The organism is Streptomyces stoeckheimensis (assembly GCF_045822005.1).
GTDB lineage: Bacteria > Actinomycetota > Actinomycetes > Streptomycetales > Streptomycetaceae > Streptomyces > Streptomyces stoeckheimensis.
Genome location: NZ_CP169550.1, coordinates 5,758,312 through 5,782,832 on the forward strand (window position 1 = coordinate 5,758,312; position 24,521 = coordinate 5,782,832).

The window sequence follows — 24,521 nt, forward strand, 5'->3', positions numbered from 1 at the left end:
GAACTCGTCCCCTCGACCAGGAGAACTCATATGGCCCCCCGCATCCTCTTGGCCCGCCACGGCCAGACGGCGTGGTCCCAGCTCGGCAAGCACACCGGACGCACGGACGTGCCCCTGCTGGAGGAGGGGAAGCGCGGTGCCAAGCTGCTCGGCGAGCGCCTCGCCCGTGACCCGTGGGCGAGCCTGCGCGGGCTGGAGGTGCGCACCAGCCCCCTGGTGCGGGCCAGCGAGAGCTGCGACCTGGCCGGCTTCGGCATGCAGGCGGAGCCGTGGGACGCGCTGATGGAGTGGGACTACGGCGACTACGAGGGCATGACCCCGGCCGAGATCCAGGCGATCCGGCCCGGCTGGCTGATCTGGCGGGACGGGGTCCCGGGCGGCGAGTCCGTCGCGGACGTCTCGGCCCGCGCCGACGAGGTCGTCACCTGGGCCCGCTCGGCCGAACGAGACGTCCTCGTCTTCGCCCACGGCCACATCCTGCGCACCCTGGCCGCCCGCTGGCTCGGCTTCGACGCCTCCTTCGGCGCCCGCATCCGCCTGGAGCCCACCTCCCTGTCGGTCCTGGGGTGGGCGTACGGCGCCCCCGCGCTGGAACGCTGGAACGACACGGGGCACCTGGACGCATAACCGGCGCGTGCTCATCAGGCGTCGGCCAAATCCAGCCCCTCCGGCGTTTGAGGAGCGGGGTCTGGGGCGGAGCCCCAGGTGCCTCGCGCGCAGCGCACTCCGGCTGCCAGAGCCCCCCCCGCAGGGGTCAGGCCGACGCGTGTCGGGCGAGGAACGAGCCCACGCGCGGGGAGCGCTGGTGCGGAACCAGCGTGCGGGCCGTCGCCGCCAGCATCGACTGGATCCGGGTCGACTGGACCTCGTCCAGCAGCTCCAGCACCCGGCCGCCCGCCCACGCGGCCTCGTCGGGGGCGCCCGCGTGGGCCAGGTTGTCGGCCAGCTCCGCGGTGTAGAGGGCGACGTTGCGCGCGAAGTGCGGGTCCTGGAGGTCCGCCGCCCGGCGGGCGTGCCGGGCGGCCCGGGCGTGCTCGCCGAGCGCGGCCCAGCAGCGGGACTCCAGGGACTCCAGCTCGGCCTCGCCGAAGAAGGACATCCACTCCGGATCCGCGCCCGCCTCGCCGCGCGAGAACTCCGTGTGCGCCCGGGTCAGCGCCTCCTCGCAGGCCTTGCGGTCGGACAGTCCCGCCCAGCCGCCGGCCTCCCGCAGCGCGAGCAGCGACAGGAGTCGCGGGGAACCGAGCGAACGGGCGGCGCGGCGGCCCGCCTGGGCCGCCCGTACCGATTCGCGGGGGCGCCCGCAGTCCCGGGCGAGGAACGCCATGTTGCTGAAGGCGTGCGCCTCCAGGCCGGCGTCCCCGGAGACCCGGGCCGTGGCCAGCGCCTCCGCGTAGTGCGAGCGGGCGTCGTCGAACCGGCCCGAGTCGTGCGCGAGCCAGCCCACCGAGATGGCCAGCTCGCCCGCGCCCGCGTGCAGCCGGTCCTCGGTGGACTGCCGGGTCGCCCCCGCGTCGAGCAACGCGTAGGCGGTGCGCAGGGGTTCCGCGGCCCGCCGGTACAGGGCGTCGGCGCCGTGCCGGTCGTCCAGCAGCCGGATCTGGCGTACGGCGTCCTCGACGGCGGCCGCCTCGGACTCGCCGGCGCGGGAGGGGAGCCGGCGGGTGTCGCCGAGCAGGGTGAGGCTGAGGGTCGCGGCCGCCACGGTCGCGGAGCCCCCCGCCATGAACGCGCGACGCAACACGTCGCTCTCCTTGGAACGCGAAGGGGCGGGGCAGCCGGTGGGGTGGGGGCGTGGGGCGAAGGCGGAGAGGGGGGCGGCCTGTTCGCGCTGCGCCAGCCGGCCCCGTACCGTCTCGCGCGGAGAGAACCCCAGGTCGGCCAGGGTGCGGCCGGGGAACATGTGGAGGAAGACCCGCTCGTAGGCGTAGTTGGGGCAGCGGATCTCGCCGGACTCGACCCGGCCGATGTAACGGGCGTCGCAGGAAACCGTTTCTCCGATTTCCTTCGCCGCCCTGCGCACCATCGCGGCGAACTCGGCCGGGGAATGCTGGCCGCGCAGCCGCCGGAAGGGGGTGTTGGGTGAGTGGGGGGACGCCGCCATGGACGTGGCCTCTCTGGGCAAGTGATTGCGCTGCCGGTGCCTGTGCGGTGAAGCGGTGGTGCCTGTGTGACGCGCTGCCCGGCGGGCACGAACGTACCGCCAGGGACGGAGGGTTGACGCGGTGTTTGGCTACAAAACGGATATCTCACCCGCGATCCGCCATGAACTGCCATCCTTTGCAGCGTCTTGCCGCCGCACCTGTTGACGCTCCCGTGCGTTGAACCCGTGCGGAGTGGGAGGAAGCCCGCAGGCTTCCGCGACCGCTCCCGCGATGCTCGTACGCGGATCGAGGAGGGGTTCCCTTGGTGGAGGGCGGCATGGAGAGTACGGATGTGAACACCGCGCCCGAGCCGGGAGCGGCCCTCCTCATGGGCGCCCCGGACCTGGTCACCGTGCCCACCCGGCAGGGGCTGGAGGCCGTCGACATCATCCAGCGGGCCGCCGGCCAGGCCAGCCACGCGTGCGGCGTCGGCCCGGTGCTGCACGACGGCTCCGGCAGCACCCTCGGCTTCCTCGTCCCGCCCGGCACCGCCGACGCCTGGGACCTCCCGGGCAGCGCCTGTACGCACACCAACGGGCGCGGCATGCGCTTCGGCGACAGCTCGCCCACCGCGGGCGACACCGGCTGGCTGCTGCCGCCGGAGGCCGTCGGGCCGGTCACCGACCCGGAGGTGCTGCGGGCGGCGCTCGGCGAGGCGGCCCGGCTGATCGAGGCCGCCGACAACTGCCGCTAGGACCTGTCGGGCCCTGACCAGCCATAATGAGGGCGTGGCGAGCAAGGGCAAGGGCAAGGGCAACGACAAGGGCAGTGACAAGCGGCGCGGGCGCGAGACCGCCGAGGCGCCGGCCGGGCCGGTCGACGGCGGCCACGCCGCGCTGGAGCCCGACCGGGAGCGGTCGCGCGCCTGGACCCTGCTGATCGACGGAGCCCCGCAGTCCCACGTGGACCTGGACGACCCCGGCCACCTGGACTTCTCCTACCAGCGCCGGATCGGCCACCTGATCGATCTCTTCGCCCCCGCACGCCAGCCCCTGAACGTGCTCCACCTCGGCGGCGGCGCCTTCACCCTCGCCCGCTACACGGCCGCCTCCCGCCCCCGCTCGACGCAGCAGATCGTCGAGATCGACGCCGGGCTCGTGGCCTTCGTACGGGAACACCTGCCGCTGGACCCGCAGGCCCGGGTCCGGGTCCGCGCGGTCGACGCCCGGGCCGGGCTGGCGAAGGTCCCCGACGGCTGGGCCGACCTGGTGATCGCCGACGTGTTCAGTGGGGCCCGCACCCCGGCGCACCTGACGAGCGCCGAGTTCCTGGACGACGTACGCCGGGCCCTGGCGCCGGGCGGCTGGTACGTGGCGAACCTCGCGGACGGTCCGCCGCTCTCCCATCTGCGGGGGCAGATCGCCACGGCCGCGTCCCGGTTCGCGGAACTGGCGCTGGCCGCCGACCCCGTGGTGTGGCGGGGGAAGCGTTTCGGCAATGCCGTGCTGGTGGCCGCCGACCGCGCGCTCCCGGTCGCGGAGTTCACCCGCCGGGTGGCGAGCGACCCGCACCCCGGCCGGGTCGAACACGGCCGCGCCCTCATCGACTTCGCGGGCGGAGCCGCCCCGGTCTCGGACGCCTCGGCGGTGGCCTCGCCGGAGCCCCCGCCGTCGGTCTTCCGCTGACCCGCGGCTCCTACTTCGGCTCCTGCTCCTGCTCCTGAGAAGCCGCAGCCAGCTCCCGCAGGCGCCGCTTGTCGGGCTTGCCGCGGTCCGTCAGCGGGAGCGCCGGCAGCCAGAACACCGCCGTCGGCCGCTGCCCCGGCGCCAGCTCCGCCGCGACCAGTGCGCACGCCTCGGCCGCCGCCTCCTCCGTCGGGGCGTGCCCGGGGGCCGCGACGAGGAAGGCGCACACCGCCTCCCCGGTGAGCGGGTCCGTCCGCCCGACAACGGCCGCCCGGGCCACGGCGGGGTGCCGGGTCAGGGCCGTCTCGACCGGGCCGCAGTAGATGTTCGCCCCGTGCACCATGACCACGTCCTTGACCCGGTCGTCGAGGTACAGGTACCCGTCGGCGTCGAAATGCCCGACGTCACCCGTGCGCAGCCAGCCGTCGTGCAGGACCTCGGCGGTCAGGGCGGGCTGGTTGCGGTAGCCGGCCATGACCATGGGGGAGCGCACCCACACCTCGCCGGTGGCCCCGGGCGCGGCCCCGCGCACCTCGACCTCCACCCCGGGCGCCGGGCGGCCGACGGAGCCGAGCAGGTGGGGTCGGTCGGTGGCCGCCGCGTCGTGGTCGGCCGGGGAGAGCCGGCTGAGCACCCCGGCCTCGTTCATCCCGTAGCCCTGGGTCCAGCGCACGTCCGGACCCCACCGGGTCAGGGCCCGGCGCAGCCGTTCCGGGTGGACGGGGGAGTCGCCGTAGGAGACCCGTACCAGGCCGGGTACGCCGTCGGCGGTCTCCGGGTCGTCGAGCAGCCGGTACAGCATCGAGGGCGTCAGGTACGTGGCCGCGGGCCCGAGCCGCCGGCAGGCCTCGGCGAACTCCCGGGTGCCGAAGGGGTGCAGGATCTCGGAGCGGCCGCCGACGCGCAGCTGTTCCAGGCACCGGCCGCCGGAGCGCTGGGAGAGGGAGTCGGTCGACACGAAGGTGAGCGGGCCGGAGCCCGGGGCGTCCGTGCGGGTGGCCGTACGGGCCGCCATCGCGGCGAAGGTCGAGGCCACCCCCTTCGGCCGGCCGGTCGTACCGCCCGTGTAGGTCACCCGGGCCACGTCCTCGTCGCGCGCCGCCACCTCGACGGGCAGGGCCTCCCGGGCGGAGGCCGACTCCAGCAGTGCGGCGAGGCCGGTGCGGGCCCCCGGGCCCGGCGGCACCGGGGTGTCGTGGACCACCAGGGCGGGCGCGCAGTCCCGTAGCAGGTGGTCGAGTCCGTGGGTCGTGGGGCCGACGCACACGTGGGTCAGCCGGGCCCCCAGCACGTGCGCGGCCAGCCGTACGAGCAGGCTCTCGGGCGGGTTGCCGGCCGTGACGCAGGCCAGCCCGGAGCCGCGCCGGATCCCCAGGTCGGCCAGGGCGCCCGCCAGCCGGTACGTCCGGTCCAGCACCTCGGAGTAGGTCAGGACCCAGGCCCCCGAACCGAAGGCGGGGCGGTCCGCGTACCGCTCGCAGGCGTCGATCAGGTCGGTGACGTAGCGCGCGCCGGTGCTCATGGCGCCACGGTATCCGGCGGTCCCGATCCGCAGGACGGGCCCTACGGGTCGACGATCTCCACCAGCGGCGGGTGGTCGTGCCAGGTGCAGAACACCGACACCTCCCGGCCGTCACGGGTGAAGGTGACGCGGATCCAGGACGGCTGCTTCCAGACCTGCATCCGCCAGCCGGCGAGCGGGGTCGCCGAGACCAGCTCGGCGGAGGTGGCGCCGAGATCGAAGACGACCCGGCCGCCCGAGACGCTGTACGCCTTCACGTTCTCGCTCGGGGGCGCCTGCCGCCGCGGCTGGGGGGTGGGCGGCGCGGAGGGCTTGGCGGAGGAGGAAGGAGAGGCCGGCGCGGTGGACGCGGACGCGGAGGGCGAGGGCGCCGGTGAGGGCGTCGGCTCCGGCGGCTGCGCCCGGTGGGTGGAGGAGGAGAGGGGCTGCACGGCCAACGGCAGCGCGAGCGGCGGATCGTAGGCGGTACCGGACATGACCGAGTGCACGCCCCACCACGACAGCGTCACCGCCGCCCCGGTCGCCAGCAGCCACGCCCCCGCGTGGCCGACCGCTCTACCGACATGTCCTCTTCGCATCGGGGGACATACTGCACCACCCGTCCCAGACCTGGCCCGCCACCCCTCGGCATCCCCCGAATGGGCTACGGTGCGGGCCATGGCAAGTGTGCTCGTGGTCGAGGACGACCAGTTCGTACGTTCCGCCCTCATCCGGCACCTGACCGAGGCCTCGCACACGGTGCGCAGCGTCGGCACCGCTCTGGAGGCGCTGCGCGAGGTCGCCCACAACCGCTTCGACGTGGTGATCCTCGACCTCGGCCTGCCCGACCTGGACGGGGCCGAGGCGCTCAAGATGCTGCGCGGGATCACCGACGTGCCCGTCATCATCGCGACCGCCCGCGACGACGAGGCGGAGATCGTCCGGCTGCTCAACGACGGCGCCGACGACTACCTGACCAAACCCTTCTCCGTGGAGCACCTCTCCGCCCGGATGGCCGCCGTCCTGCGCCGTGCCCGTTCCGCCGCCGGTGCCGAACCTCCCTCCCGCGTGCTGCGCGTCGGCGGCCTCGCGATCGACCCGCTGCGCCGGCAGGCCGAGCTGGACGGGGCCGTACTGGACCTCACGCGGCGGGAGTTCGACCTGCTGGCCTTCCTGGCCGGGCGGCCGGGCGTGGTCGTGGCCCGCCGGGAGCTGCTCGCCGAGGTCTGGCAGCAGTCGTACGGCGACGACCAGACCATCGACGTCCACCTGTCGTGGCTGCGGCGCAAGCTCGGCGAGACCGCCGCCAGTCCGCGCTACCTGCACACGCTGCGGGGGGTCGGGGTCAAGCTGGAGCCGCCGCAGTGATGCGCGGATGAGGTGGGCCCTGGTCAAGGTGTGCCTCGCGGTCACCGTGATGGTGGTCGTGGCCTTCGCCGTACCGCTGGGGCTGGTCGTCCAGGAGATGGCCAGCGACCGGGCGTTCTCCAACGCCGAGCGGCAGGCCGCCACCATCGGGCCGACGCTGTCCATCACCACCGACCCGGTGCAGTTGCGCAAGGCCGTGGAGTCCACGCAGATGGGCGCCGACCGGCGGATGGCCGTCCACGTGCCGGCCATCGGGGACGACCCGCGCGTGGACATCGGCGACGGCTGGGCCGGCGAGCGCGCCGTCTCCGAGGTCCGGCGGATCGGGCGGGCCGCGACGGCCCCGGTTGCGGGCGGCGGCTTCGCGCTGCTCCAGCCCGTGGCGCTCGGCTCCGGGGACATCGCCGTCGTGGAGATCCACGTGCCGGAGAGCGAGGTCAGCAACGGCGTCGCCACCGCCTGGGTGGTCCTCGCGGGCGTCGGCCTCGCCCTGATCGTGGGCTCGGTGGCGGTCGCGGACCGGCTCGGCGCCCGTCTGGTGCGGCCGGCCGAGCGGCTCGCGGACGCCGCGCACCGGCTGGGCGAGGGGCGGCTGGGGGCGCGGGTCCCCGAGGAGGGGCCGAAGGAACTCCGCTCGGCGGCCGTCGCGTTCAACTCGATGGCGGACCAGGTGGTGGAGCTCCTGGCCAACGAGCGGGAGCTGGCCGCCGACCTCTCGCACCGGCTGCGGACCCCGCTGACCGTGCTGCGGCTCAACGCGGCCTCCCTCGGCGACGGTCCGGCCGCGGAGCAGACCCGGGCGGCCGTGGAGCAGCTGGAGCGGGAGGTCGACACGATCATCCGTACCGCCCGCGAGCAGCGCCCGGCCGCCGCGCAGGGGCCGGGCGCCGGCTGCGACGCCTCCGAGGTGATCCGCGACCGGATGGGGTTCTGGTCGGCGCTGGCGGAGGACGAGGGCCGCGAGGTGCGGCTCGCGGGGGTCGACCGTACGGTACGGATCCCCGTGGCCCGGCCGGAGCTGGCCGCGGCGCTGGACGCCATGCTCGGCAACGTGTTCCGGCACACCCCCGAGGGCACCCCCTTCGCGGTGGACGTCCACGACGCGGGGGACGCGGTCATCGTGCTCGTCTCGGACGCGGGGGGCGGCATCGCCGATCCGGACGCGGCCCTGCGGCGCGGCAACGACGGGGGCCGCGACGGGTCCACGGGCCTGGGGCTGGACATCGTCCGGCGGGTCGCGGAGTCGACGGGCGGGGACGTGCGGCTGGGGCGTTCGGTGCTCGGCGGCACCGAGGTGCGGGTGTGGATCGCGCTGGACGGGCGGGCGCGGGGCGAGTCCGCCCGCACCGGCCGCGGCCGACGCAAGCGGCGACGCAACTGACGTAACCCTGGGGCGGGCGGGGGCGCGCCGCGCGCCCGGTATGTCCCTCTGTCGGTACGGTCCGCGCCATGGACACCCTCATCTTCGGCGGCCTCCTCGCCACGCTGATCGCGATGTACCGGGACGCCCCGCGGTTCGTCGTGCTCGGCGCCTGGTGGCTCATGCTCCTCGCCGTGATCCTGCTGATGGCGCACCACATCACCAGCAGCCTCGCCCTCACCTTGAGCTACTGACCGTGGCCGCGATGTCCAGCCTCCTCCCGGAGCCGTCGCTGGAGGGCGGCCTGCTGGGCCGGGTCCAGTTCTGGTTCGCGTGCGCCTTCGCGATCGGCTGGACGGGGGTGGTGTGCGGCGGGCTCTTCTACCAGTTCGGGCTGTGGGAGTACCCCTGCCCGCTCTGCATCGTGCAGCGGATGTTCATGCTGCTGGCGGCCATGGGGGCGGCCCACATCGTCCGGACGGCGCTGACGCGCGGGGCGGTGACCGGCCGCGACTACATGATGGGCTGGGGCCTGTCCCTGGTCGCCGTGGTCGCCGGCTCGTTCGCCTCGTGGCGGCAGACGATGCTGCACGTCCTGCCGGGCGACAAGGGGTACGGGAGCGAGGTGTTCGGCCTGCACCTCTACGTCTGGGCGTGGATCCTCTTCCAGGCCTCGGTCGTCGCCGTGGGCATCGTCCTGGCCTTCGCCCACGCCACCGCGGACCGGTCCGTCCCGGCGCAGGACCCGGGGGCGTACCGCACGGTGGGGATGCTCGCGCTGTGGTTCCTGGGGCTGGTGCTCGCCGTGAACCTCGTGGCCGTCTTCCTGGAGGAGGGCTTCCACTGGTTCCTGCCGGACGACCCGACGCGCTATCAGTTCTTCTACGACGTGGGGATCCTGGACTAGCTGAGGTTGGCGCGGAGTCGACGCCACGCGCGCGGGAATCCGTACGACCTGCTTGAGTGGGTCCGCCCTCCTCCTCTGCTGGGTTCCTTTCCTGATTCCTTCCGTACGCGATGGGACGCCGTCATGCGCTACGCAGTCCTCGGCACCGGGATCGTCGGCCGTACGGTGGCCGCCCGGTTGCTCTCCCTCGGCCACGAGGTCGTCATCGGCACCCGGGACCCCGCGGCCACCCTCGAGCGGACCGAGTACGCCACGTGGCAGCAGGCCCACGCGGCGGCGGGCCTCGCGCCCTTCGCGGAGGCGGCGCGGCTCGGCGAGGTGCTCGTCAACGCCACGGGCGGGCAGGTCAGCGTGGCCGCCCTGACGGACGCCGACGCCGCGCACCTCGACGGCAAGATCCTGATCGACATCGCGAACCCGCTGGACTTCTCGCGCGGGTTCCCGCCCGGGCTCGAACCGGTGGACAGCGACAGCCTGGGCGAGCTGATCCAGCGGACCTTCCCGGGGCTGCGCGTGGTCAAGACGCTGAACACGATGAACTGCCAGGTCATGGTCGATCCGGCCCGGGTCCCCGGCGACCACACCGTCTTCCTCTCGGGTGAGGACGCCGAGGCCAAGAAGGCCGTACGGGAACTCCTGTACTCCTTCGACTGGCGCGAGCACACCGTCATCGACCTGGGCGGCATCGAGACGGCGCGCGGCACGGAGATGCTGCTGCCGATCTGGCTCCGGCTGATGGGGACCCTCGGGCACACGGACTTCAACTTCCACATCCAGGGTGCGAACCGGACGGAGTAGCACCGCGCCCGGACGGAGGCGGAGATGTTGCCGCCTCCCGCACCCGAGCCCAGGGTGGCCGTGACGAAAGGAGCCGCGCATGAGAGTCATGCTCAGGGCCCACTTGGACACGGCGGCGACGAACGAGGGCATCAAGAGCGGCGCCCTCCCGGCGGCCATGAAGAAGCTCATGGACACGGTGAAGCCGGAGGCCGCCTACTTCGGCCTCCACGAGGGCGTCCGCTCCTGCTGGATGGTCTTCGACCTCGACGACAGCTCCCGGATGCCGGCCCTGATGGAGGACCTGTTCCTGCAGTTCAACGCCGAGCTGGAGGTCGGCCCCGTCATGAACGCCGAGGACCTGGCGAAGGGGCTGGCGGCGATGAAGAGCGCGGGCTGAGGCCGGGCACCCGGGCCGGCTCCGGGGCCGGCTCCGGGGCCGGCTCCTGGACGGGCCCCGGGACCGAATCCTGGATCGGCCCCAGGGCCGGCCCCAGGACCCGGTCGGCGGCCGCCCACGCCAGTACCGCGGAGGCGGCCGCGGCCGCGCACGAGACGGCGAAGGCCGCCCGGTACCCGTAGGCCGCGGCGAGCGGACCGGAGACGGCGGCGGCCAGCGCCTGGCCGATGATCAGACCGCTGCCGGCCAGGGTCATGGCCTCGCCCATCCGCCGTGCGGGGCCGGCCCGTTCCACGAGGCCGAACAGGGCGATCAGGTGCGGGGCGACCGCCAGCCCGATCCCGGCGACGGCGAAGGCCGCGCCCCACAGGCCGGAGACGGCGAGCAGCGGCAGCGTCAGCAGTGCCTGGGCGGCGATGGTCCTGCGCAGCCGGACGGTCAGGCCGGCCGTTCCGGGCCGGGTCACGATCACGAAGCCGGCCACCGAGCTGGTCACGGCCATGCCGGCCCACACGAGCCCGGCGGCCCCGGGGGAGCCGACGGCCACGGCGAGCGCGTTGACCCCCGTATTGGCGCCGCTCCACGAGGCACCCTGCAGGACGGCCACGACGAACAGCAGGGCGAGCCCCGGAGACCACAGTCGTACGTCGCCCCGCGCGGCGGCGCCTGGTCCCGTCGGCCCGGGCGCCGTGGGATGCAGGGCGAAGAGCGTCCCGAACACCAGGCCCAGGGCGGCCGCGAGGAGCAGCGCCGAGGCGGGGTGGACGGTCACCGCGAGGATCCCGGCCAGCGCGGGCCCCACCATGAAGCCGACCTCGTCGAGGGTGGTGTCGAAGGAGAGCGCCGCCCCGACCAGGGCCTTGTCCTCTCCGGCCAGCCGCGCCCACCGGGCCCGGGCCAGCGGCCCGACCTGCGCGGCCGTGAGGCCCGCGGCGACGGCGAGCGCGATCCGGGCGCCGAGCGGCAGCCCGCCGAGGACGGCGGCGACGAGGGCGAGGAGCACGGCGGCGTTCGCGGCGCAGGCGACCAGCAGGACGGGCCGGTGGCCGCGCCGGTCGGCGAGCCGGCCGATGACCGGCCCGCCGAGGGCCTGGCCGAGCCAGAGGGCGGCGGCGATGGTTCCGGCGTCGCCGATGCCGTCGCGTTCGTTGATGAGCAGGAGCGTCCCGATGGGGCACAGCGCGGCGGGGAGGCGGGCGAGGAACCCGTAGGCGGGGAGGGCGCGGCCGCCGAGGGCGAACACCCCGCGGAAGCCGGCGGGGGCGGGGGCGGGCATGGGTTTGGGCACGGGGGCGGGCTTGGGGGCCGGCGTGGGCATGGACAACCTCCAGCCGCACGCCGACCCTCCCGTTTCTCCGGCGCGCGCTGTTGCCCGTTGGGCGGGAGGCTAGCGCGGGAGCGGCCGGTTCGGTAGGGCCCGTGCGGGGTGGTCAGCCGCTGTCCCCCGAGGTCAGCCGCTTCGCCTGGGCGCGGCCGACCTCGGCGGCGCGGTGCAGGTAGTCGGCGATGACGGCGAGTTCGGTGTCGGAGTAGCTCGCCAGCACGGCGCCGAAGGCGCGGCCCGGGGTCTCCCAGGCGGCGCCGATCCGGTCGCGGGCGGCGGGGGCGAGGGCGACGAGGGAGCGGCGGCGGTCGTTCGGGTCGGCGTGCCGCTCGACGATGCCGGCCTTGACCAAGCGGTCCACCAGGCGCGTGGCGGAGCCGGAGGTCAGGCCGGTGAGCCGGGCGATGTCACCGGTGCTGACCGGTTCGGGCTCCATGTCGAGGAGGGCGACGCACTGCATGTCGGTGGGGTGCAGGCCGACGTGGTCGGCCAGGGCCTGGTTGAAGAGCGAGTAGTCGGCGTAGTGCCGCTGGCTCTCGGTGACGATGCGCGCGAGCAGCTCGGCGCGGGTCCACTCATCACTCGAACGAGCGTAATCCGTTGACATCGGCTTCTCCGTGGTCCAAATTTGTCTGTGTGGCGCAGAGATTGCGTCACACGGAATCTGTGTCACGTATTCAGTCTAGAGCAGGAAGAGCAGGAATCCGCCATGTCGAACATGTCGAGCACGTCGAGCACGTCGAAGGTTCTCGTCACCGGTGGCCGTGGCGCCGTCGCCCGCGGCCTCTCGTCGCTCCTCGCCGCCCACGGCGTCCCGCACCGCCTCGCATCCCGCGAGCCGGACACACCCGGCACCGTCCACTGCGACCTCACCGATCCGGCGACCTTCCCCGAAGCCCTCGCGGGTGTCCGCTCCGTCTTCCTCTACGCCGAGGCCGCCGCCATCGACGCCTTCGTGAAGGAGGCCGTCAGTGCCGGCGTCGACCACGTCGTCCTCCTGTCCTCCTCCTCGGTCCTCGCCCCCGACGCCGCAGACAGCCCCCTCGCCGCCTCCCACCTCGCGGTGGAACGGGCCCTCCTCGCCTCCCCGCTGCGCACGACCCTGCTGCGCCCCGGATCCTTCGCGAGCAATGCTCTCGGCTGGGCCTGGGCGATGAAATCGGGCCACCCGGTGCACCTGCCGTACCCGGGTGCGTACAGCGACCCGGTCCACGAGACCGACCTCGCCGAAGCCGCCTTCGCGGTCCTCACCGAGCCCTCGCTCGGGGGTCGCGCGTACACCCTGACCGGGCCGCGGACGCTGACCTTCGCCGCGCAGCTGGCCCTACTGGGCGAGGCCGTGGGTCACCCCATACCCTTCGAGCCCGTCTCGCGCGAGCAGTGGAAGTCCGAGGTCGACGGCTACATACCGGGCCCGTACGCGGAGGCACTGCTCGACTTCTGGTCCGCCTCGGACGGCCTCCCGGTCGACCTCACCGATGACCTCGAGCGGCTCACGGGCCGCGCTCCGCGCACCTTCGAGACCTGGTCCGCGGACCACGCGGACGCCTTCCGGTCCTAGGGCCGTCTTCCCGGGGAATGGCAAAGGGCCCCGGTCCGCTTTCGCGGAACGGGGCCCTTGTGCAGGGTGAGTGACGGGACTTGAACCCGCGGCCACCTGGACCACAACCAGGTGCTCTACCAACTGAGCTACACCCACCATGTCCGGTCGGAAAACCGACCGGCCGAAGAAAAGGGTACAGGGTCCGGGAGGGTGCTCGCTCCCCCCTTGTTCCGCACCCCTCTCCGGTGGGTGTCAGGCGCCGGGGACCACGTGCTTGGCGGCGATGGTGCGCGCCGTGTCCGAGTCCGGACCGGGCTGCGGCACGAAGACGGCCTCCCGGTAGTAGCGCAGCTCGGCGATGGACTCCTTGATGTCCGCGAGCGCCCGGTGGTTGCCGTTCTTCGGCGGGCTGTTGAAGTAGGCGCGCGGGTACCAGCGGCGTGCCAGCTCCTTGATCGAGGACACGTCCACGATCCGGTAGTGCAGGTAGCCCTCCAGCGCTGCCATGTCGCGCAGCAGGAAGCCGCGGTCGGTGCCGACCGTGTTTCCGCAGAGCGGGGCCTTGCGGGGTTCCTTCACGTGTTCCCGTACGTAGGCCAGGACCTGTGCCTCCGCGTCCGCGAGGGTGGTCCCGCCGGCCAGCTCGTCGAGCAGGCCGGACGCCGTGTGCATCTCGCGCACCACGTCGGGCATGGTTTCCAGGGCCGCGTCCGGCGGGCGGATCACAATGTCCACGCCTTCGCCGAGCACGTTGAGCTCCGAGTCGGTGACCAGTGCGGCCACCTCGATAAGTGCGTCGTCCGTCAACGAGAGCCCGGTCATCTCGCAGTCGATCCACACCATGCGATCGTTCATGCGCCCCACCTTATGCGGAAGGTCCCCCGCATCGGTGACCACCGAGGTGACCACTGATGCGGGGGACCTTCCGGGGACCTCGCTACGCGTGCTCGCGCAGCACCCGGCCCGGGGCGTACAGCTCCGTCACCGTGGGACCGGCCGCGGCGAGCGCCGCGGCCGCACGCTGCGGCTGCGGAGTGCGCTGGTGCGGGACCGGCGACTCCGACAGCTGAGCCACCTGGACCACGTCCGCCTGCGGGCGGCGGGCCCGGTAGGCGGAGCGGTAGGCGGCCGGGGAGGACCCCAGCTGGCGGCGGAAGTGCCCGCGCAGTGCGACCGGCGAGCGGAACCCGCAGCGTCCGGCGACCTCGTCGACCGAGTAGTCGGAGGTCTCCAGCAGCCGCTGCGCCTGAAGCACCCGCTGGGTGATCAGCCACTGCAGCGGCGCACTGCCGGTGAGCGAGCGGAACCGCCGGTCGAACGTGCGCCTGCTCATGTAGGCGCGCGCCGCCAGCGTCTCCACGTCGAATTGCTCGTGGAGGTGTTCCAGTGCCCAGGCGACGACCTCGGCCAGCGGGTCGGCGCCGATCTCCTCCGGCAGCGACCGGTCGAGATAGCGTTCCTGGCCACCCGTGCGGCGCGGCGGGACGACGAGCCTGCGGGCCAGTGCACCCGCCGCCTCGCTGCCGTGGTCCGTGCGCACGATGTGCAGGCACAGGTCGATTCCGGCCGCGGTGCCCGCGGACGTCAGCACGTCGCCGTCGTCGACGAACAGCTCGCGCGGATCGACGTGGACGGACGGGTAGCGCTTGGCCAGCGTCGGTGCGTACATCCAGTGCGTCGTCGCGGGCCGGCCGTCCAGCAGACCGGCGGCGGCGAGCACGAATGCCCCCGTGCACAGTCCGACGATCCGGGCCCCCTCCTCGTGCGCCAGACGCAGCGCGTCGAGCGCCTCCGGCGGCGGCGGTGAGGTGATGGAACGCCACGCGGGCACGACGACCGTGCCTGCCCGGGCGATCGCCTCCAACCCGTATGGCGCGGTCAGTTCGAGTCCGCCGGTGGTCCGCAACGGACCGTCTTCACCGGCGCACACGAGCAGTCGGTAGCGTGGAACTCCCGCGTCCTGCCGGTCAATGCCGAACACGGAAAGTGGAATGGAGCTCTCGAAGATCGGTCCGCCGCTGAAGAGCAGCACCGCGACGATCTCCCTGCGGCGACGCCCCGCGAGCTTCCTGCCGTCAACGACGACGGCGGTGGAATCCTGGCTCATGGCGCTAAGCCCCCCTTGGGTGTCGCGACTCCTTGGTCTGGTCGCACCTGCACGTATCCCCTCGGCCTTGCACGTGGCTCCCCCGCCGTAAATACATGATCGAATCTACTGCGTCCCGTGGTGTCGGCGTGACAAGTTCAGCACGCAGCGCTATGTCGACTTGGCAACTTGGCGAAAAGCATTCGATCAGGAAGCGTTCCACTCCGCTACCCGGGGGGAAAGCGCACTGTCCGGCCATGGCCAGTACTCGTAGGGTCAAAGACCCCTTGTGGCGCCGTAGTCGCTGATGGTGAGGGGGGTGGGGGGACATTCCGGCAAGGGGGGCGACCTGCCGGGAAGTTGGCTGAAAACATGCGGGTGTGGATGTGCGAATCGGTCAGTCGTGAGGGGACATCCCGCCGGAAACCTGACATCCGCGCTGGCTTCCGGTCCCGGCACGCGAGTGCCGGCCCCGGTGCACGGGCGTCAATCGGTCCTCCGAGAGGACCCGGGCGCCATTCCGCTCCGCTTGTTCGGAATGGCGCAGCAGCACCCGGCAGGCCGCCGTGACGGCCGCCAGGCCGAGGGTGGCGACGGCGGCCCCGCCGAAGGAGGTCCCGTAGACGACGAGGACCACGGGGACGAGCAGGCAGCTGAAGGCCGCCCAGCGCACCACGTCACCCGCGGGGTCCTCGTGGGGCCGCCGGGCGGCCTGCACGGACGAGTGAAGGGGAGGGGTTGGCATGTGGACGGACTGCGTCGGCTGAGCGGGCGACTGAGCGGGCTGGACGGGGTGAACCGGATGGCCGGGCACGGCGTGCTCCCTGCGGGCTCTTCCTGGACGGTCGGACTCGTGTCCAACGGCGTGCGGCGCGGCTCGGTCACTGCGCGCACGGGTGGCGCCCACCCGATGGGGTGCACCTCGTCACTGGCTGTAGGGGGCAGCGGACATTGCCAAGGCGGCGTGGCTGCGGCATGCTCCCTGGGACGCTCTCCAAGGGCGGCATGACCTGTGCAGCACAGGAGTGTCGCCGTACCCTGGTGGGTATGGGCTTGGGAAGATGCTTCCCGGACAGAGCTCGGTCACACTGAGTTGTCGTTTTCTGGAATCGTCCCGCTTGAATCGTCGCTTCCGCCTATTGGCGCCCCGCCCCCTTGTCCCTTCCCCTGAGGACCTCTTCGCCGAGACACCCATGGCCGGTCACGAATTCTCCGAACCCGCGGACCGCAAGCGCAAACGCCTCGCCGACCCAGAATCGGCCGACCTGCGCGCGGTGGAACAACCACGTCATCCCTGCGACCCGGCCTTCCGGCACGGGGTCGTGGTGGGCTTCGACGGATCCACGTCCAGCGAGCGCGCCCTCGCGTACGCGATCGGCATGGCCCGTCGCTCCGGCTCCGGTCTGATCATCGTCCACGTCGCGAACCGGCTGCCCACCACCGTGTGGGCCGGCTGCGAGCCGCCGGTCTTCGTGGACGTGCCGGACCACCGGACCGAGGTGCTGGGGCTGGAGCTGGCCTGCGCGGACTACCTGTCCGAGGTTCCGTGGATCCTGGTCGAGCGGGGCGGGGACATCTGCCACGAGCTGGAGGAGGTCGGCCGGGAGTACTCGGCGGACGCCATCGTGGTCGGCTCCACGCACGGGATCGTCGGCCGGATCTTCGGATCGGTGGCGGGCCGGCTGGCGAAGCGGGCGCAGCGACCCGTCGTTGTCATCCCGTAACCGACTGTATGTCGATTGTGCGGTTGTGCACCCCCATGTAAGGGGTAGATAAAGGCTGCTGGGACGCAGCAAACAACTGCAGATCGAAGGGAGCCCGCCGTGGACAATGGTGTCTCTGCGGGAAGCACGGCCTCGACTTCGACCCTCGGGCACATCGCCCTGGGTCTCACCCTTCTCGCATTCGGTATCGGCAACACCGGCGTCATCGACGGTGTGACCGCGGCCAACTCCGTGTCGCTCGCGATGTACCTCGGCGGACTCGCCCTGTTCGTCCTCGGAGTCCTCGAATACCGCGGCGGCAACGGCTTCAACGGCACGGCCTTCGCGGGCCTCGGCACCTTCTGGTTCATCTGGGCCAACGGGGCCGACGGAAAGGTTTCGGCAGACGCGGCCGGAATGTTCCTCGTGCTCTTCGCCATGCTGGCACTGACCCTCACCGTCGCGGCCTCGAGCGGGCTGTTCGGCCAGGGCGTGTACGGCCTGTTCACCCTCTCCCTGCTGCTCCTGGCGATAGGCACCTTCGCCGAGAACGACGGGCTGGCCAAGGCGGCCGGCTGGGTGGCGGCCCTCTCCGGACTGCTGGCCTGGTACGGGGCCACCGCGGCGCTGGCGAGCTGGCCGATGGCCTTCGGGAAGGGCTCGCGCGGCGCGGTCGCCGCGAGCTGACGGTTCACGCACCGCACGGAAAAGCCCCCGGGGGATCCCCGGGGGCTTTTGCGTGTGCGAGACCTACTCGACCGTGACGGACTTCGCCAGGTTGCGCGGCTTGTCGATGTCCCGGCCCATGGCGAGGGCGGTGTGGTACGCCAGCAGCTGCAGCGGGATGCCCATCAGGATCGGGTCCAGCTCGTCCTCGTTCTTGGGCACGAGGATCGTGTGGTCGGCCTTCTCCTGCTTGGTGTGGGCGACCGCGAGGATCCGGCCGCTGCGGGCCTTGATCTCCTCGAGCGCCGCGCGGTTCTTCTCCAGCAGGTCGTCGTCCGGGACGATCGCGACCGTCGGGAGCGAGGGCTCGATGAGGGCGAGCGGACCGTGCTTGAGCTCGGAGGCCGGGTAGGCCTCGGCGTGGATGTAGGAGATCTCCTTGAGCTTCAGGGAGGCCTCCAGGGCCACCGGGTAGCCCCGGACGCGGCCGATGAACATCATCGACTTGGCCTCGGCGTACTCGGCGGCCAGCTTCTTGATGTCCTCCTCGCCGTCCAGGATCTCCTGGATCTGCGAGGGCAGCTTGCGCAGGCCGTCGATGATCCGCTTGCCGTCGGTGACGGACAGGTCGCGGATGCGGCCCAGGTGCACGGCGAGCAGCGCGAAGGCCACGACCGTGTTGGTGAAGCACTTGGTGGAGACGACGCAGACCTCGGGGCCGGCGTGCACGTACACGCCGCCGTCCGCGGCGCGGGCGATCGCGGAGCCGACCACGTTGACCACGCCGAGGACGCGGGCGCCCTTGCGCTTGAGCTCCTGCACCGCCGCGAGCACGTCGTACGTCTCACCGGACTGGGAGACCGCGATGTAGAGGGTGTCGGGGTCCACGACCGGGTTGCGGTAGCGGAACTCGGAGGCGGGCTCGGCGTCGGCGGGGATGCGGGCCAGGCTCTCGATGAGGCCGGCGCCGATCATGCCGGCGTGGTACGAGGTGCCGCAGCCCAGGATCTTGACCCGGCGGATGCCGCGCGCCTCGCGCGGGTCCAGGTTCAGGCCGCCCAGGTGGACGGTGCTGAAGCGGTCGTCGATCCGGCCGCGCAGGACGCGGTCGACCGCGTCGGCCTGCTCGGAGATCTCCTTGTGCATGTACGTGTCGTGGCCGCCCATGTCGTAGGAGGCGGCCTCCCACTCCACGGTCTCGGGCGTGGCGGTGGTCGTCGTACCGGAGGTGGTGTAGGTCCGGAAGTCGTCGGCCTTCAGGGTCGCCATCTCGCCGTCGTCGAGGGTGACGATCTGGCGGGTGTGGGCGACGAGCGCGGCGATGTCCGAGGCGACGAACATCTCCTTCTCGCCGATGCCGAGGACGACCGGGGAGCCGTTGCGGGCCACGACGATGCGGTCGGGGAAGTCGGCGTGCATGACGGCGATGCCGTAGGTGCCCTCGACGACCTTGAGCGCCTCGCGGACCTTCTCTTCCAGGGTTTCGGCCTGGGCGCGGGCGATGAGGTGGACGAGCACCTCGGTGTCGGTCTCCGAGAGGAAGACGACCCCGTCGGCCTCCAGCTTGGCGCGCAGCTCGGAGGCGTTGTCGACGATGCCGTTGTGGACGACGGCGACCTTGTTGTCGGCGTCCAGGTGCGGGTGGGAGTTGAGGTCGCTCGGGGCGCCGTGGGTGGCCCAGCGGGTGTGGGCGATGCCGGTGGTGCCGGCGAAGCGCTTGGGTACCCGGGACTCCAGCTCGCGTACGCGGCCCTTGGCCTTGACGACCTTCAGGGCCGCGGCCTTCGGGCTGTTGACGACGATGCCCGCGGAGTCGTACCCGCGGTACTCCAGCCGCTGCAGGCCCTCCAGCAGCAGCGGTGCCACGTCACGCTTGCCGATGTAACCCACGATTCCGCACATAAGGTCTTTCCCCTCCTGAAGTTCGGTTGCTCTTGCCGCTGCCCCTGCAGCGCCCCGGCGCGTGGCCGGGGTCATGCTCAGCCGTAGACGATGCGGCGCAGTTGCCGGAGCGAGAGCTCCGGCGGTGCGACCGCGCGGTGCGGCAGTTCGGCCGCGATCCGCTCGAAGATGTCCGCGTTGACCGCGCCCCCGGACTGGAGCTCACGGTGGCGCCGACGGACGAACTCCTCGGTGCTCTCGTCGAAGTACGCGAGGACGTCGAGCACCACTCGGGCGGCTTCGCCCCGCTGGAGCGAGGTGCTGCGCACCAAGTGGTCGACGAGGTCCTCGTGCGACGGGCGGCGGTCGGGCATCCGTCGATATTGGCGGTACGAGCGGCAGAACGCAAAAATCCTGCCCGAAATCGGGCAGGATCGCGCTGGTCTGGACCAGAGGAAGGGTGAATTCCGGTCTTTGGTGGTCAGAAACGACCCAAAATCGCCGCTTTCGCCGTCGTGAACTCCTCGGCCGTGAGGATCCCCGCCTGATGCAGCTCCCCCAGCTCGCGCAGCCGGCGCAGCAGGGCGTCGTGGTCCTCCGCAGGGGCTGCGGTCGGGGATCCGGCCAGGGCTCCGGCCGCGGCGGGCTTCGGCTCCGGTTCCGGCCGGGCGCCCGCCCCGGACGTGAGCTCCGGCGAGGAGGCGAGCGCCGCGGGGTGCGGCATGCGCACCGCGACCGCCGCCGCGACCAGCGCCATCAGGGGGTCCTTCTTGAAGCCGAACAGCTCCACCGTGTACGGGTCGTACTTCGGCGCCGCGCTCTGGCCGGCGCCGGCCAGGGCGAAGCGGATCCACCCGTTCTCCAGCCCCCGGGACGGGGCCCACTCCACCGACCGCAGGTCCGCGACCCGGAACTCCCGGGCCCCGCCGGACCGTTTCGCCTCCTCCGTCGTCCAGTTCCACTCCAGGGACACCCGGTCCCCGTCGAAGGCCGCCGTCCCGTCGCCCGCGCCGACCGTGATCGGCACCGCCGGGCCCGGCAGGAGGTAGGAGTCGGCGGGCCCGGGGTCCACCCGGTCCAGCAGCAGGGCGTTGCGCACCTCGTCCACGAAGTACTCCGCCACCCCGCCGCGGTCCGGCTCCACGGTCAGCCGGTACGGATCGGAGGCCTCCGGCAGCCGGCCGCCCGTCACCTGGAGCAGCGGGTCGGCGCCGTCACGCAGACGCAGGCGCAGCCGGCCCGCCTTGCGCCCCGGTTCGTACGAGATCCCGGCCAGCGCGCGCAGCGGGACGAGCACCTCGCCCAGCGTCTGGCGCAGCAGGCCCACCCCCTTGTCGCGGCCCGGCACGATGCGCACCGCGTCCCCGTCGAAGGTCCATGTGCCGTCCTTCTGGATGATTTCCGCCATCCTTGGATTCTTGCATCGGCCCCACGGGCCCGGTTGGCCTATACCTATGCGCATGAGAGTCCCGCGACGCGTGCTCGCCGCCCTCCTCGTCCTCGCCGCCGTCCCCGCGGCCGCCTCCTGCAGCAGCGCCGCCAGGGGGGACGACGCCCGGCCGGGCGACGAGCCCCCGGCCGCGCTCGCGCCCTACGAACGGCTCCTGCCGGCGCCCGTCTCCGCCCGGGCCGAAGGGCCGGGGTACGCCTTCGGTCCGGGCACGGTCATCCGTACGGGCCTCACCGACGACGAGGAGGTCCGCAGGGTCGGCGAACTCCTCGCCGAGCAGCTGCGCGGCCCCAGCGGGCTGCCGCTGCCCGTGGTCGACGGCGTGGAGGGCGACGGGATCCGGCTGCGGATCGACGGGGAGGCCGAGGGGGCGGGGGAGGAGGGCTACCGGCTGGAGTCCGGGCCCGGCGGGGTCACCCTCACCGCCCGCACGCCCGCGGGCCTCTTCCACGCCGGCCAGACGCTGCGCCAGCTCCTGCCGGTGTCCGGGCCGGGGACGGTGCCGGGCGGCACGGTCACGGACGCGCCGCGCTTCGCGTACCGGGGGGCGATGGTGGACGTGGCCCGGCACTTCTTCACGGTGGAGCAGGTCAAGAGGTACGTCGACCAGCTCGCGCAGTACAAGGTCAACACCCTGCACCTGCACCTGACCGACGACCAGGGCTGGCGCCTCGCGATCGACTCCTGGCCGCGGCTGGCGGAGTACGGCGGCGCGAGCGAGGTCGGCGGCGGCCCCGGCGGGCACTGGACGAAGGACGAGTACCGCGACCTGGTGGCGTACGCCTCGGAGCGGTACGTGGACGTGGTCCCGGAGATCGACATGCCCGGCCACGTGAACGCCGCGCAGGCCGCCTACGCGGAGCTGAACTGCGACGGCACGGCGCGCGAGCGCTACACCGGGATCAAGGTCGGCTTCAGCTCGCTGTGCGTGGGCAAGGAGCGGACCTACGAGTTCATCGACCAGGTGCTGGGGGAGCTCGCGGAGCTGACCCCGGGCAAGTACCTGCACATCGGCGGCGACGAGGCCCACTCCACGCCCGCGGCGGACTACGCGGCCTTCATGGACCGGGCCCAGGCGGTCGTGGCCAAGCACGGCAAGACGGTGGTGGCCTGGCACCAGCTCGCGACGGCCCGCCCCGCCCCGGGGGCGGTGCTCCAGTACTGGGGCCACGACCGCACGGCGGCGGCCGAGAAGGCGGCGGTGACCGCGGCGGCCAAGGCGGGCAGCCCGGTGATCCTGTCCCCGGCGGACCGGCTCTACCTGGACATGAAGTACGACAAGGAGACGAAGCCGGGACTGGCCTGGGCCGGGTACGTGCCGGTGCGCCGCGCCTACGACTGGGACCCGGGAACCTACCTGCCGGGCCTCCCGGAGTCGGCGGTCCTCGGCGTGGAGGCCCCGCTGTGGACGGAGACCATCGCGACGCGGGGTGACTGGGAACTGATGGCCTTCCCCCGCGTCCTGGGCCTGGCGGAACTGGGCTGGTCCCCGCCCACCACCCACGACTGGCCCTCGTACGCCCGACGCCTGTCGGCCCAGGGCCCGCGCCTGGACGCCCAGGACGTCACCTTCTACCCGGCGCCGGACGTCCCGTGGGGCCGGTGAGGGCCTGCCGGAACGCGGCACCCCCCTGCGCCGGTGCTGCGCGGCCGGTCAGAGTGCCGCCGTCGGGTCCTCGTCGGGGGACTGGCCTGCGTAGGCCTCGGCGAGGAGGTCGTCCTCCGTTGCGCCGAGGCGCCAGTAGCCGGTGAAGCGGACCGCGCGGCGGTCGATGCCGCAGTCCTGGACGAAGTGCCTGCGGACCGCGCGGATCGTCGCGGACTCGCCCGCGATCCAGGCGTACGGGGACGTGGCGGCGGGCCGTTCGGCCGCGCGGAGCGCCTCCAGCACCCGGTCGGTGCGTTCCCGGCCGGCGCCCGGCTCCCGTACGACCCAGGTGACGTCCGCGTCGGCGGACGTCGGCAGGTACAGCCGGTCGTCCTCGTGCGGGACCTCGAACCAGGCCCTGACCGGGGTGCCCTCGGGGAGCCGGTCCAGGATCGCGGAGGCCGCGGGCAGGGCGGTCTCGTCGGCGTACATCAGGACGGCGTCGGTGGCGGCCGGTGGCTGGAAACGTACGGACTTGTTCTCCGCGACGGCCGGACCGATGGCCATGATCCGGCGGCCGGTCACCGCGCGGCCCGCCCAGGAGGAGGCGGGGGAGGAGGTGCCGTGCAGGACGAAGTCGATGTCCACCTCGTCCACGCCGCCGGAGGTCCGGCGCTGTTCGCGGACCGTGTACGAGCGCATGACCGGGCGCTCCTCGTCCGGCATTCCGCGCCAGTCCGCGAACCAGGTGTCCTCGCCCGTGGAGGGCAGCACCGTGTGCTCCCGGCCGGCGGGCGGCAGGAAGAGGGACAGGCTCTGGTCGTAGCCGCCCGAGCGGAAGCCGGCGAGGGACGCGCCGCCGAAGGTGATCCGCAGGAAGGAGCGGCCGAGGCGGCGCGTGCGGAGCACTTCGAGCTCGAAGAACCGGAAGTGGGGGATCTCGGCCTCGGGTGCGGGTGCGGGTGCGGGTGCGGGTGCGGTCGCGGCGGTGTTGGCGTTGGCGGCGGTCATGCGGAGGGTCCCCCCTGGGATCGGCGATGACGGGCGAAGCAGAAGGCCCCGGCGCCTGGGTGAGGCGCCGGGGCCGGACGGTCAGGGGTCAGCTGACCTTCTTGGCGTTCTGGACGGCCTTGGTGAGCTCCTCGACGATCTGCGCGCACTTCTCGTAGGAGTAGATCGGCTCGGTCACGCGGGGGGTGATCTGACCGGCCTTGACGGCCGGCATCTCGGCCCAGGTCGGCTTGGCCTTCAGCTCCTCCGGCTGGAGGGTGCCGGTGCGGTTGTCGAGGAGGATCACGTCGGCCTGGTACTTGCCGGCGTTCTCCCAGCTGAGGCTCTCGAAGAAGCCGCCCTCGACCTTGTCCGGGGTGACGAACTCGACGCCGAGGGACTGGAAGTACTTCAGGTCGGCGGAGGTGGCCGGGGTGGAGACGTAGAACAGGTCGGCGGCGCCGGAACCGACGAGCACCTTGATGCCGGGGTTCGCCTTGGTGGCCTCGCGGAGCTTCGCGGAGGCGGCCTCGAAGCGGGCCTTGGCGTCGACGGTCTTCTTGTCGTTCAGGTCGGCGCCCAGGGACTTGGCGAGGTCCGCGGTGCGGGCCAGGGCCTTGTCCATCGTGACGTCGCCGCCCACGCCGATGGCGGCGGCCGGGGCCAGCTTCAGGATCTTGTCCTTGGAGGCTTCCGGCAGGTACCAGTAGCTGTCCTTCTCCCAGGTGTTGGTCACCAGGAGGTCGGGCTGCAGGGAGGCGTACTTCTCGACGTTGAACTCGTCGTAGACGTTTCCGATGATCTCGACCTTGGAGACGTCCATCGAGCCGGCCTGCACGTCGGCCTTGCCGTCGGCGGTCTTCGTCGGGCCGAACACGCCCTTGACGCCGACCCCGTAGTCGTAGAGCGCGGCCGCGGTGCCGGTGAAGGCGACGATGTTCTTCGGCGTGGACTTGGCGGTGACGTCCTTGCCCATGTCGTCCTTGAAGCTCCAGGCCGCCGCGCCGCCCGTGCCCTTGTCGCCCGAACCGTCCTTCGCGGAGTCGCTGCCGCCGCAGGCGGTGAGCGCGGCCACGAGGCCGAGGGCGCCGCCTGCCGCGATCAGGCCGCGGCGGGTGAGGAGGGAGGAGCGGGACTTGGGCATGGGGTGTCCACTTTCGTGCGTACTGGGTGGCTCGGGCGTTCGGTAGGAAGGTTAGCCTAACCTT

The 24,521-nt window shown here is 72.7% G+C and carries 26 protein-coding genes and 1 tRNA gene; 13 read left to right on the forward strand and 14 right to left on the reverse strand.

The features are described 5' to 3' along the window. Positions 1-30 precede the first annotated feature (30 nt). On the forward strand, positions 31-627 hold the full coding sequence (locus tag ACE1OC_RS26130; protein ID WP_407839056.1) for a histidine phosphatase family protein: 597 nt from the start codon (positions 31-33) through the stop codon (positions 625-627). Positions 628-754: 127 nt separating this feature from the next. On the opposite strand, the gene ACE1OC_RS26135 is transcribed toward ACE1OC_RS26130, so the two are convergent. Beyond that, positions 755-2,104 (reverse strand): tetratricopeptide repeat protein, encoded by a 1,350-nt coding sequence (locus ACE1OC_RS26135; RefSeq protein ID WP_407839057.1) that lies wholly within the window; start codon positions 2,102-2,104, stop codon positions 755-757. Between the two features lie 317 nt (positions 2,105-2,421). On the opposite strand from ACE1OC_RS26135, the gene ACE1OC_RS26140 reads away from it, so the two are divergent. Both ACE1OC_RS26140 and ACE1OC_RS26145 read left to right on the forward strand, forming a co-directional pair. Then, entirely contained in the window at positions 2,422-2,838 is a 417-nt protein-coding gene (locus ACE1OC_RS26140) for a hypothetical protein (protein WP_375948832.1), read from the forward strand. Positions 2,839-2,872: 34 nt separating this feature from the next. Beyond that, a complete protein-coding gene (locus ACE1OC_RS26145; protein WP_407839058.1) occupies positions 2,873-3,769 on the forward strand; it encodes a spermidine synthase in 897 nt (298 codons plus the stop codon). Positions 3,770-3,779: 10 nt separating this feature from the next. On the opposite strand, the gene ACE1OC_RS26150 is transcribed toward ACE1OC_RS26145, so the two are convergent. After that, positions 3,780-5,291 (reverse strand): class I adenylate-forming enzyme family protein, encoded by a 1,512-nt coding sequence (locus tag ACE1OC_RS26150; protein WP_407839059.1) that lies wholly within the window; start codon positions 5,289-5,291, stop codon positions 3,780-3,782. 41 nt (positions 5,292-5,332) lie between these two features. Then, complete coding sequence (locus tag ACE1OC_RS26155) at positions 5,333-5,869, reverse strand: hypothetical protein (RefSeq protein ID WP_407839060.1); 537 nt, start codon at positions 5,867-5,869, stop codon at positions 5,333-5,335. A 79-nt stretch (positions 5,870-5,948) separates the two neighbouring features. Between ACE1OC_RS26155 and ACE1OC_RS26160 the strand changes: the two genes are divergently transcribed. The 6 genes from ACE1OC_RS26160 (at position 5,949) to ACE1OC_RS26185 (ending at position 10,082) form a co-directional block, all read left to right on the forward strand. Further along, on the forward strand, positions 5,949-6,638 hold the full coding sequence (locus tag ACE1OC_RS26160; protein ID WP_250741272.1) for a response regulator transcription factor: 690 nt from the start codon (positions 5,949-5,951) through the stop codon (positions 6,636-6,638). 7 nt (positions 6,639-6,645) lie between these two features. Beyond that, positions 6,646-8,019, forward strand: a complete 1,374-nt coding sequence (locus ACE1OC_RS26165) for a sensor histidine kinase (protein WP_407839061.1) — start codon at positions 6,646-6,648, stop codon at positions 8,017-8,019. Positions 8,020-8,087: 68 nt separating this feature from the next. Then, entirely contained in the window at positions 8,088-8,252 is a 165-nt protein-coding gene (locus tag ACE1OC_RS26170; protein WP_250741276.1) for a DUF5993 family protein, read from the forward strand. Between the two features lie 11 nt (positions 8,253-8,263). Beyond that, positions 8,264-8,905, forward strand: coding sequence for a disulfide bond formation protein B (locus ACE1OC_RS26175; protein ID WP_407839062.1), 642 nt, complete (start codon positions 8,264-8,266; stop codon positions 8,903-8,905). 123 nt (positions 8,906-9,028) lie between these two features. Continuing rightward, complete coding sequence (locus ACE1OC_RS26180; protein ID WP_407839063.1) at positions 9,029-9,703, forward strand: NADPH-dependent F420 reductase; 675 nt, start codon at positions 9,029-9,031, stop codon at positions 9,701-9,703. Between the two features lie 79 nt (positions 9,704-9,782). After that, a complete protein-coding gene (locus ACE1OC_RS26185) occupies positions 9,783-10,082 on the forward strand; it encodes a hypothetical protein (RefSeq protein ID WP_407839064.1) in 300 nt (99 codons plus the stop codon). On the opposite strand, the gene ACE1OC_RS26190 is transcribed toward ACE1OC_RS26185, so the two are convergent. Beyond that, complete coding sequence (locus tag ACE1OC_RS26190) at positions 10,027-11,400, reverse strand: MFS transporter (RefSeq protein ID WP_407839065.1); 1,374 nt, start codon at positions 11,398-11,400, stop codon at positions 10,027-10,029. The two genes, ACE1OC_RS26185 and ACE1OC_RS26190, sit on opposite strands and share 56 nt — an antisense overlap. A gap of 112 nt (positions 11,401-11,512) precedes the next feature. Beyond that, positions 11,513-12,013, reverse strand: coding sequence for a MarR family winged helix-turn-helix transcriptional regulator (locus tag ACE1OC_RS26195; RefSeq protein WP_407839066.1), 501 nt, complete (start codon positions 12,011-12,013; stop codon positions 11,513-11,515). 102 nt (positions 12,014-12,115) lie between these two features. Here ACE1OC_RS26195 and ACE1OC_RS26200 point away from each other — a divergent pair, with 102 nt between their 5' ends. Next, positions 12,116-12,967 (forward strand): NAD(P)H-binding protein, encoded by an 852-nt coding sequence (locus ACE1OC_RS26200; protein ID WP_407839067.1) that lies wholly within the window; start codon positions 12,116-12,118, stop codon positions 12,965-12,967. 65 nt (positions 12,968-13,032) lie between these two features. Here the strand turns inward: ACE1OC_RS26200 and ACE1OC_RS26205 are convergent. From ACE1OC_RS26205 to ACE1OC_RS26220, 4 genes are all read right to left on the reverse strand, one after another. Beyond that, positions 13,033-13,105, reverse strand: a tRNA-His gene (locus ACE1OC_RS26205). 96 nt (positions 13,106-13,201) lie between these two features. Then, positions 13,202-13,804: an oligoribonuclease gene (gene orn, locus ACE1OC_RS26210; RefSeq protein ID WP_250741286.1), complete on the reverse strand. Its 603-nt coding sequence runs from the start codon at positions 13,802-13,804 to the stop codon at positions 13,202-13,204. A gap of 82 nt (positions 13,805-13,886) precedes the next feature. Next, entirely contained in the window at positions 13,887-15,056 is a 1,170-nt protein-coding gene (locus ACE1OC_RS26215; RefSeq protein WP_250741288.1) for a helix-turn-helix domain-containing protein, read from the reverse strand. A 376-nt stretch (positions 15,057-15,432) separates the two neighbouring features. After that, positions 15,433-15,780: a hypothetical protein gene (locus ACE1OC_RS26220; protein WP_407839068.1), complete on the reverse strand. Its 348-nt coding sequence runs from the start codon at positions 15,778-15,780 to the stop codon at positions 15,433-15,435. Between the two features lie 448 nt (positions 15,781-16,228). Here ACE1OC_RS26220 and ACE1OC_RS26225 point away from each other — a divergent pair, with 448 nt between their 5' ends. Together ACE1OC_RS26225 and ACE1OC_RS26230 are read left to right on the forward strand one after the other, a co-directional pair. Further along, positions 16,229-16,759 (forward strand): universal stress protein, encoded by a 531-nt coding sequence (locus ACE1OC_RS26225; RefSeq protein WP_214951587.1) that lies wholly within the window; start codon positions 16,229-16,231, stop codon positions 16,757-16,759. A 99-nt stretch (positions 16,760-16,858) separates the two neighbouring features. Continuing rightward, positions 16,859-17,425 carry an acetate uptake transporter gene (locus ACE1OC_RS26230; RefSeq protein ID WP_407839069.1) on the forward strand — a complete coding sequence of 189 codons (567 nt, stop codon included), beginning with the start codon at positions 16,859-16,861 and terminating at the stop codon, positions 17,423-17,425. Between the two features lie 63 nt (positions 17,426-17,488). Here ACE1OC_RS26230 and glmS read toward each other — a convergent pair whose 3' ends face one another. The 3 genes from glmS to ACE1OC_RS26245 form a co-directional block, all read right to left on the reverse strand. Beyond that, entirely contained in the window at positions 17,489-19,306 is a 1,818-nt protein-coding gene (glmS, locus tag ACE1OC_RS26235; protein ID WP_274553197.1) for a glutamine--fructose-6-phosphate transaminase (isomerizing), read from the reverse strand. Positions 19,307-19,383: 77 nt separating this feature from the next. After that, complete coding sequence (locus tag ACE1OC_RS26240) at positions 19,384-19,659, reverse strand: hypothetical protein (protein WP_250741293.1); 276 nt, start codon at positions 19,657-19,659, stop codon at positions 19,384-19,386. A gap of 107 nt (positions 19,660-19,766) precedes the next feature. After that, complete coding sequence (locus tag ACE1OC_RS26245) at positions 19,767-20,693, reverse strand: DUF4429 domain-containing protein (protein WP_407839070.1); 927 nt, start codon at positions 20,691-20,693, stop codon at positions 19,767-19,769. Positions 20,694-20,745: 52 nt separating this feature from the next. Here ACE1OC_RS26245 and ACE1OC_RS26250 point away from each other — a divergent pair, with 52 nt between their 5' ends. Continuing rightward, positions 20,746-22,341: a beta-N-acetylhexosaminidase gene (locus ACE1OC_RS26250; protein ID WP_407839071.1), complete on the forward strand. Its 1,596-nt coding sequence runs from the start codon at positions 20,746-20,748 to the stop codon at positions 22,339-22,341. A gap of 48 nt (positions 22,342-22,389) precedes the next feature. Here ACE1OC_RS26250 and ACE1OC_RS26255 read toward each other — a convergent pair whose 3' ends face one another. Beyond that, the gene (locus ACE1OC_RS26255) at positions 22,390-23,334 is read right to left on the reverse strand and encodes a siderophore-interacting protein (RefSeq protein WP_407839072.1); all 945 of its coding nucleotides are present in this window, start codon (positions 23,332-23,334) and stop codon (positions 22,390-22,392) included. An 88-nt stretch (positions 23,335-23,422) separates the two neighbouring features. Further along, positions 23,423-24,457, reverse strand: a complete 1,035-nt coding sequence (locus ACE1OC_RS26260) for an ABC transporter substrate-binding protein (RefSeq protein ID WP_407839073.1) — start codon at positions 24,455-24,457, stop codon at positions 23,423-23,425. Between the last annotated feature and the right edge of the window lie 64 nt (positions 24,458-24,521).

Bases quoted from the DNA above. Each gene is read 5' to 3' on its own strand.
- ACE1OC_RS26130 (WP_407839056.1), top strand. From the start codon at position 31: ATGGCCCCCCGCATCCTCTTGGCCCGCCACGGCCAGACGGCGTGGTCC.
- ACE1OC_RS26135 (WP_407839057.1), bottom strand. From the start codon at position 2,104: ATGGCGGCGTCCCCCCACTCACCCAACACCCCCTTCCGGCGGCTGCGC.
- ACE1OC_RS26140 (WP_375948832.1), top strand. From the start codon at position 2,422: ATGGAGAGTACGGATGTGAACACCGCGCCCGAGCCGGGAGCGGCCCTC.
- ACE1OC_RS26150 (WP_407839059.1), bottom strand. From the start codon at position 5,291: ATGAGCACCGGCGCGCGCTACGTCACCGACCTGATCGACGCCTGCGAG.
- ACE1OC_RS26155 (WP_407839060.1), bottom strand. From the start codon at position 5,869: ATGCGAAGAGGACATGTCGGTAGAGCGGTCGGCCACGCGGGGGCGTGG.
- ACE1OC_RS26160 (WP_250741272.1), top strand. From the start codon at position 5,949: ATGGCAAGTGTGCTCGTGGTCGAGGACGACCAGTTCGTACGTTCCGCC.
- ACE1OC_RS26165 (WP_407839061.1), top strand. From the start codon at position 6,646: ATGAGGTGGGCCCTGGTCAAGGTGTGCCTCGCGGTCACCGTGATGGTG.
- ACE1OC_RS26170 (WP_250741276.1), top strand. From the start codon at position 8,088: ATGGACACCCTCATCTTCGGCGGCCTCCTCGCCACGCTGATCGCGATG.
- ACE1OC_RS26175 (WP_407839062.1), top strand. From the start codon at position 8,264: ATGTCCAGCCTCCTCCCGGAGCCGTCGCTGGAGGGCGGCCTGCTGGGC.
- ACE1OC_RS26180 (WP_407839063.1), top strand. From the start codon at position 9,029: ATGCGCTACGCAGTCCTCGGCACCGGGATCGTCGGCCGTACGGTGGCC.
- ACE1OC_RS26185 (WP_407839064.1), top strand. From the start codon at position 9,783: ATGAGAGTCATGCTCAGGGCCCACTTGGACACGGCGGCGACGAACGAG.
- ACE1OC_RS26190 (WP_407839065.1), bottom strand. From the start codon at position 11,400: ATGCCCACGCCGGCCCCCAAGCCCGCCCCCGTGCCCAAACCCATGCCC.
- ACE1OC_RS26195 (WP_407839066.1), bottom strand. From the start codon at position 12,013: ATGTCAACGGATTACGCTCGTTCGAGTGATGAGTGGACCCGCGCCGAG.
- ACE1OC_RS26200 (WP_407839067.1), top strand. From the start codon at position 12,116: ATGTCGAACATGTCGAGCACGTCGAGCACGTCGAAGGTTCTCGTCACC.
- orn (WP_250741286.1), bottom strand. From the start codon at position 13,804: ATGAACGATCGCATGGTGTGGATCGACTGCGAGATGACCGGGCTCTCG.
- ACE1OC_RS26215 (WP_250741288.1), bottom strand. From the start codon at position 15,056: ATGAGCCAGGATTCCACCGCCGTCGTCGTTGACGGCAGGAAGCTCGCG.
- ACE1OC_RS26220 (WP_407839068.1), bottom strand. From the start codon at position 15,780: ATGCCAACCCCTCCCCTTCACTCGTCCGTGCAGGCCGCCCGGCGGCCC.
- ACE1OC_RS26225 (WP_214951587.1), top strand. From the start codon at position 16,229: ATGGCCGGTCACGAATTCTCCGAACCCGCGGACCGCAAGCGCAAACGC.
- glmS (WP_274553197.1), bottom strand. From the start codon at position 19,306: ATGTGCGGAATCGTGGGTTACATCGGCAAGCGTGACGTGGCACCGCTG.
- ACE1OC_RS26240 (WP_250741293.1), bottom strand. From the start codon at position 19,659: ATGCCCGACCGCCGCCCGTCGCACGAGGACCTCGTCGACCACTTGGTG.
- ACE1OC_RS26245 (WP_407839070.1), bottom strand. From the start codon at position 20,693: ATGGCGGAAATCATCCAGAAGGACGGCACATGGACCTTCGACGGGGAC.
- ACE1OC_RS26250 (WP_407839071.1), top strand. From the start codon at position 20,746: ATGAGAGTCCCGCGACGCGTGCTCGCCGCCCTCCTCGTCCTCGCCGCC.
- ACE1OC_RS26255 (WP_407839072.1), bottom strand. From the start codon at position 23,334: ATGACCGCCGCCAACGCCAACACCGCCGCGACCGCACCCGCACCCGCA.
- ACE1OC_RS26260 (WP_407839073.1), bottom strand. From the start codon at position 24,457: ATGCCCAAGTCCCGCTCCTCCCTCCTCACCCGCCGCGGCCTGATCGCG.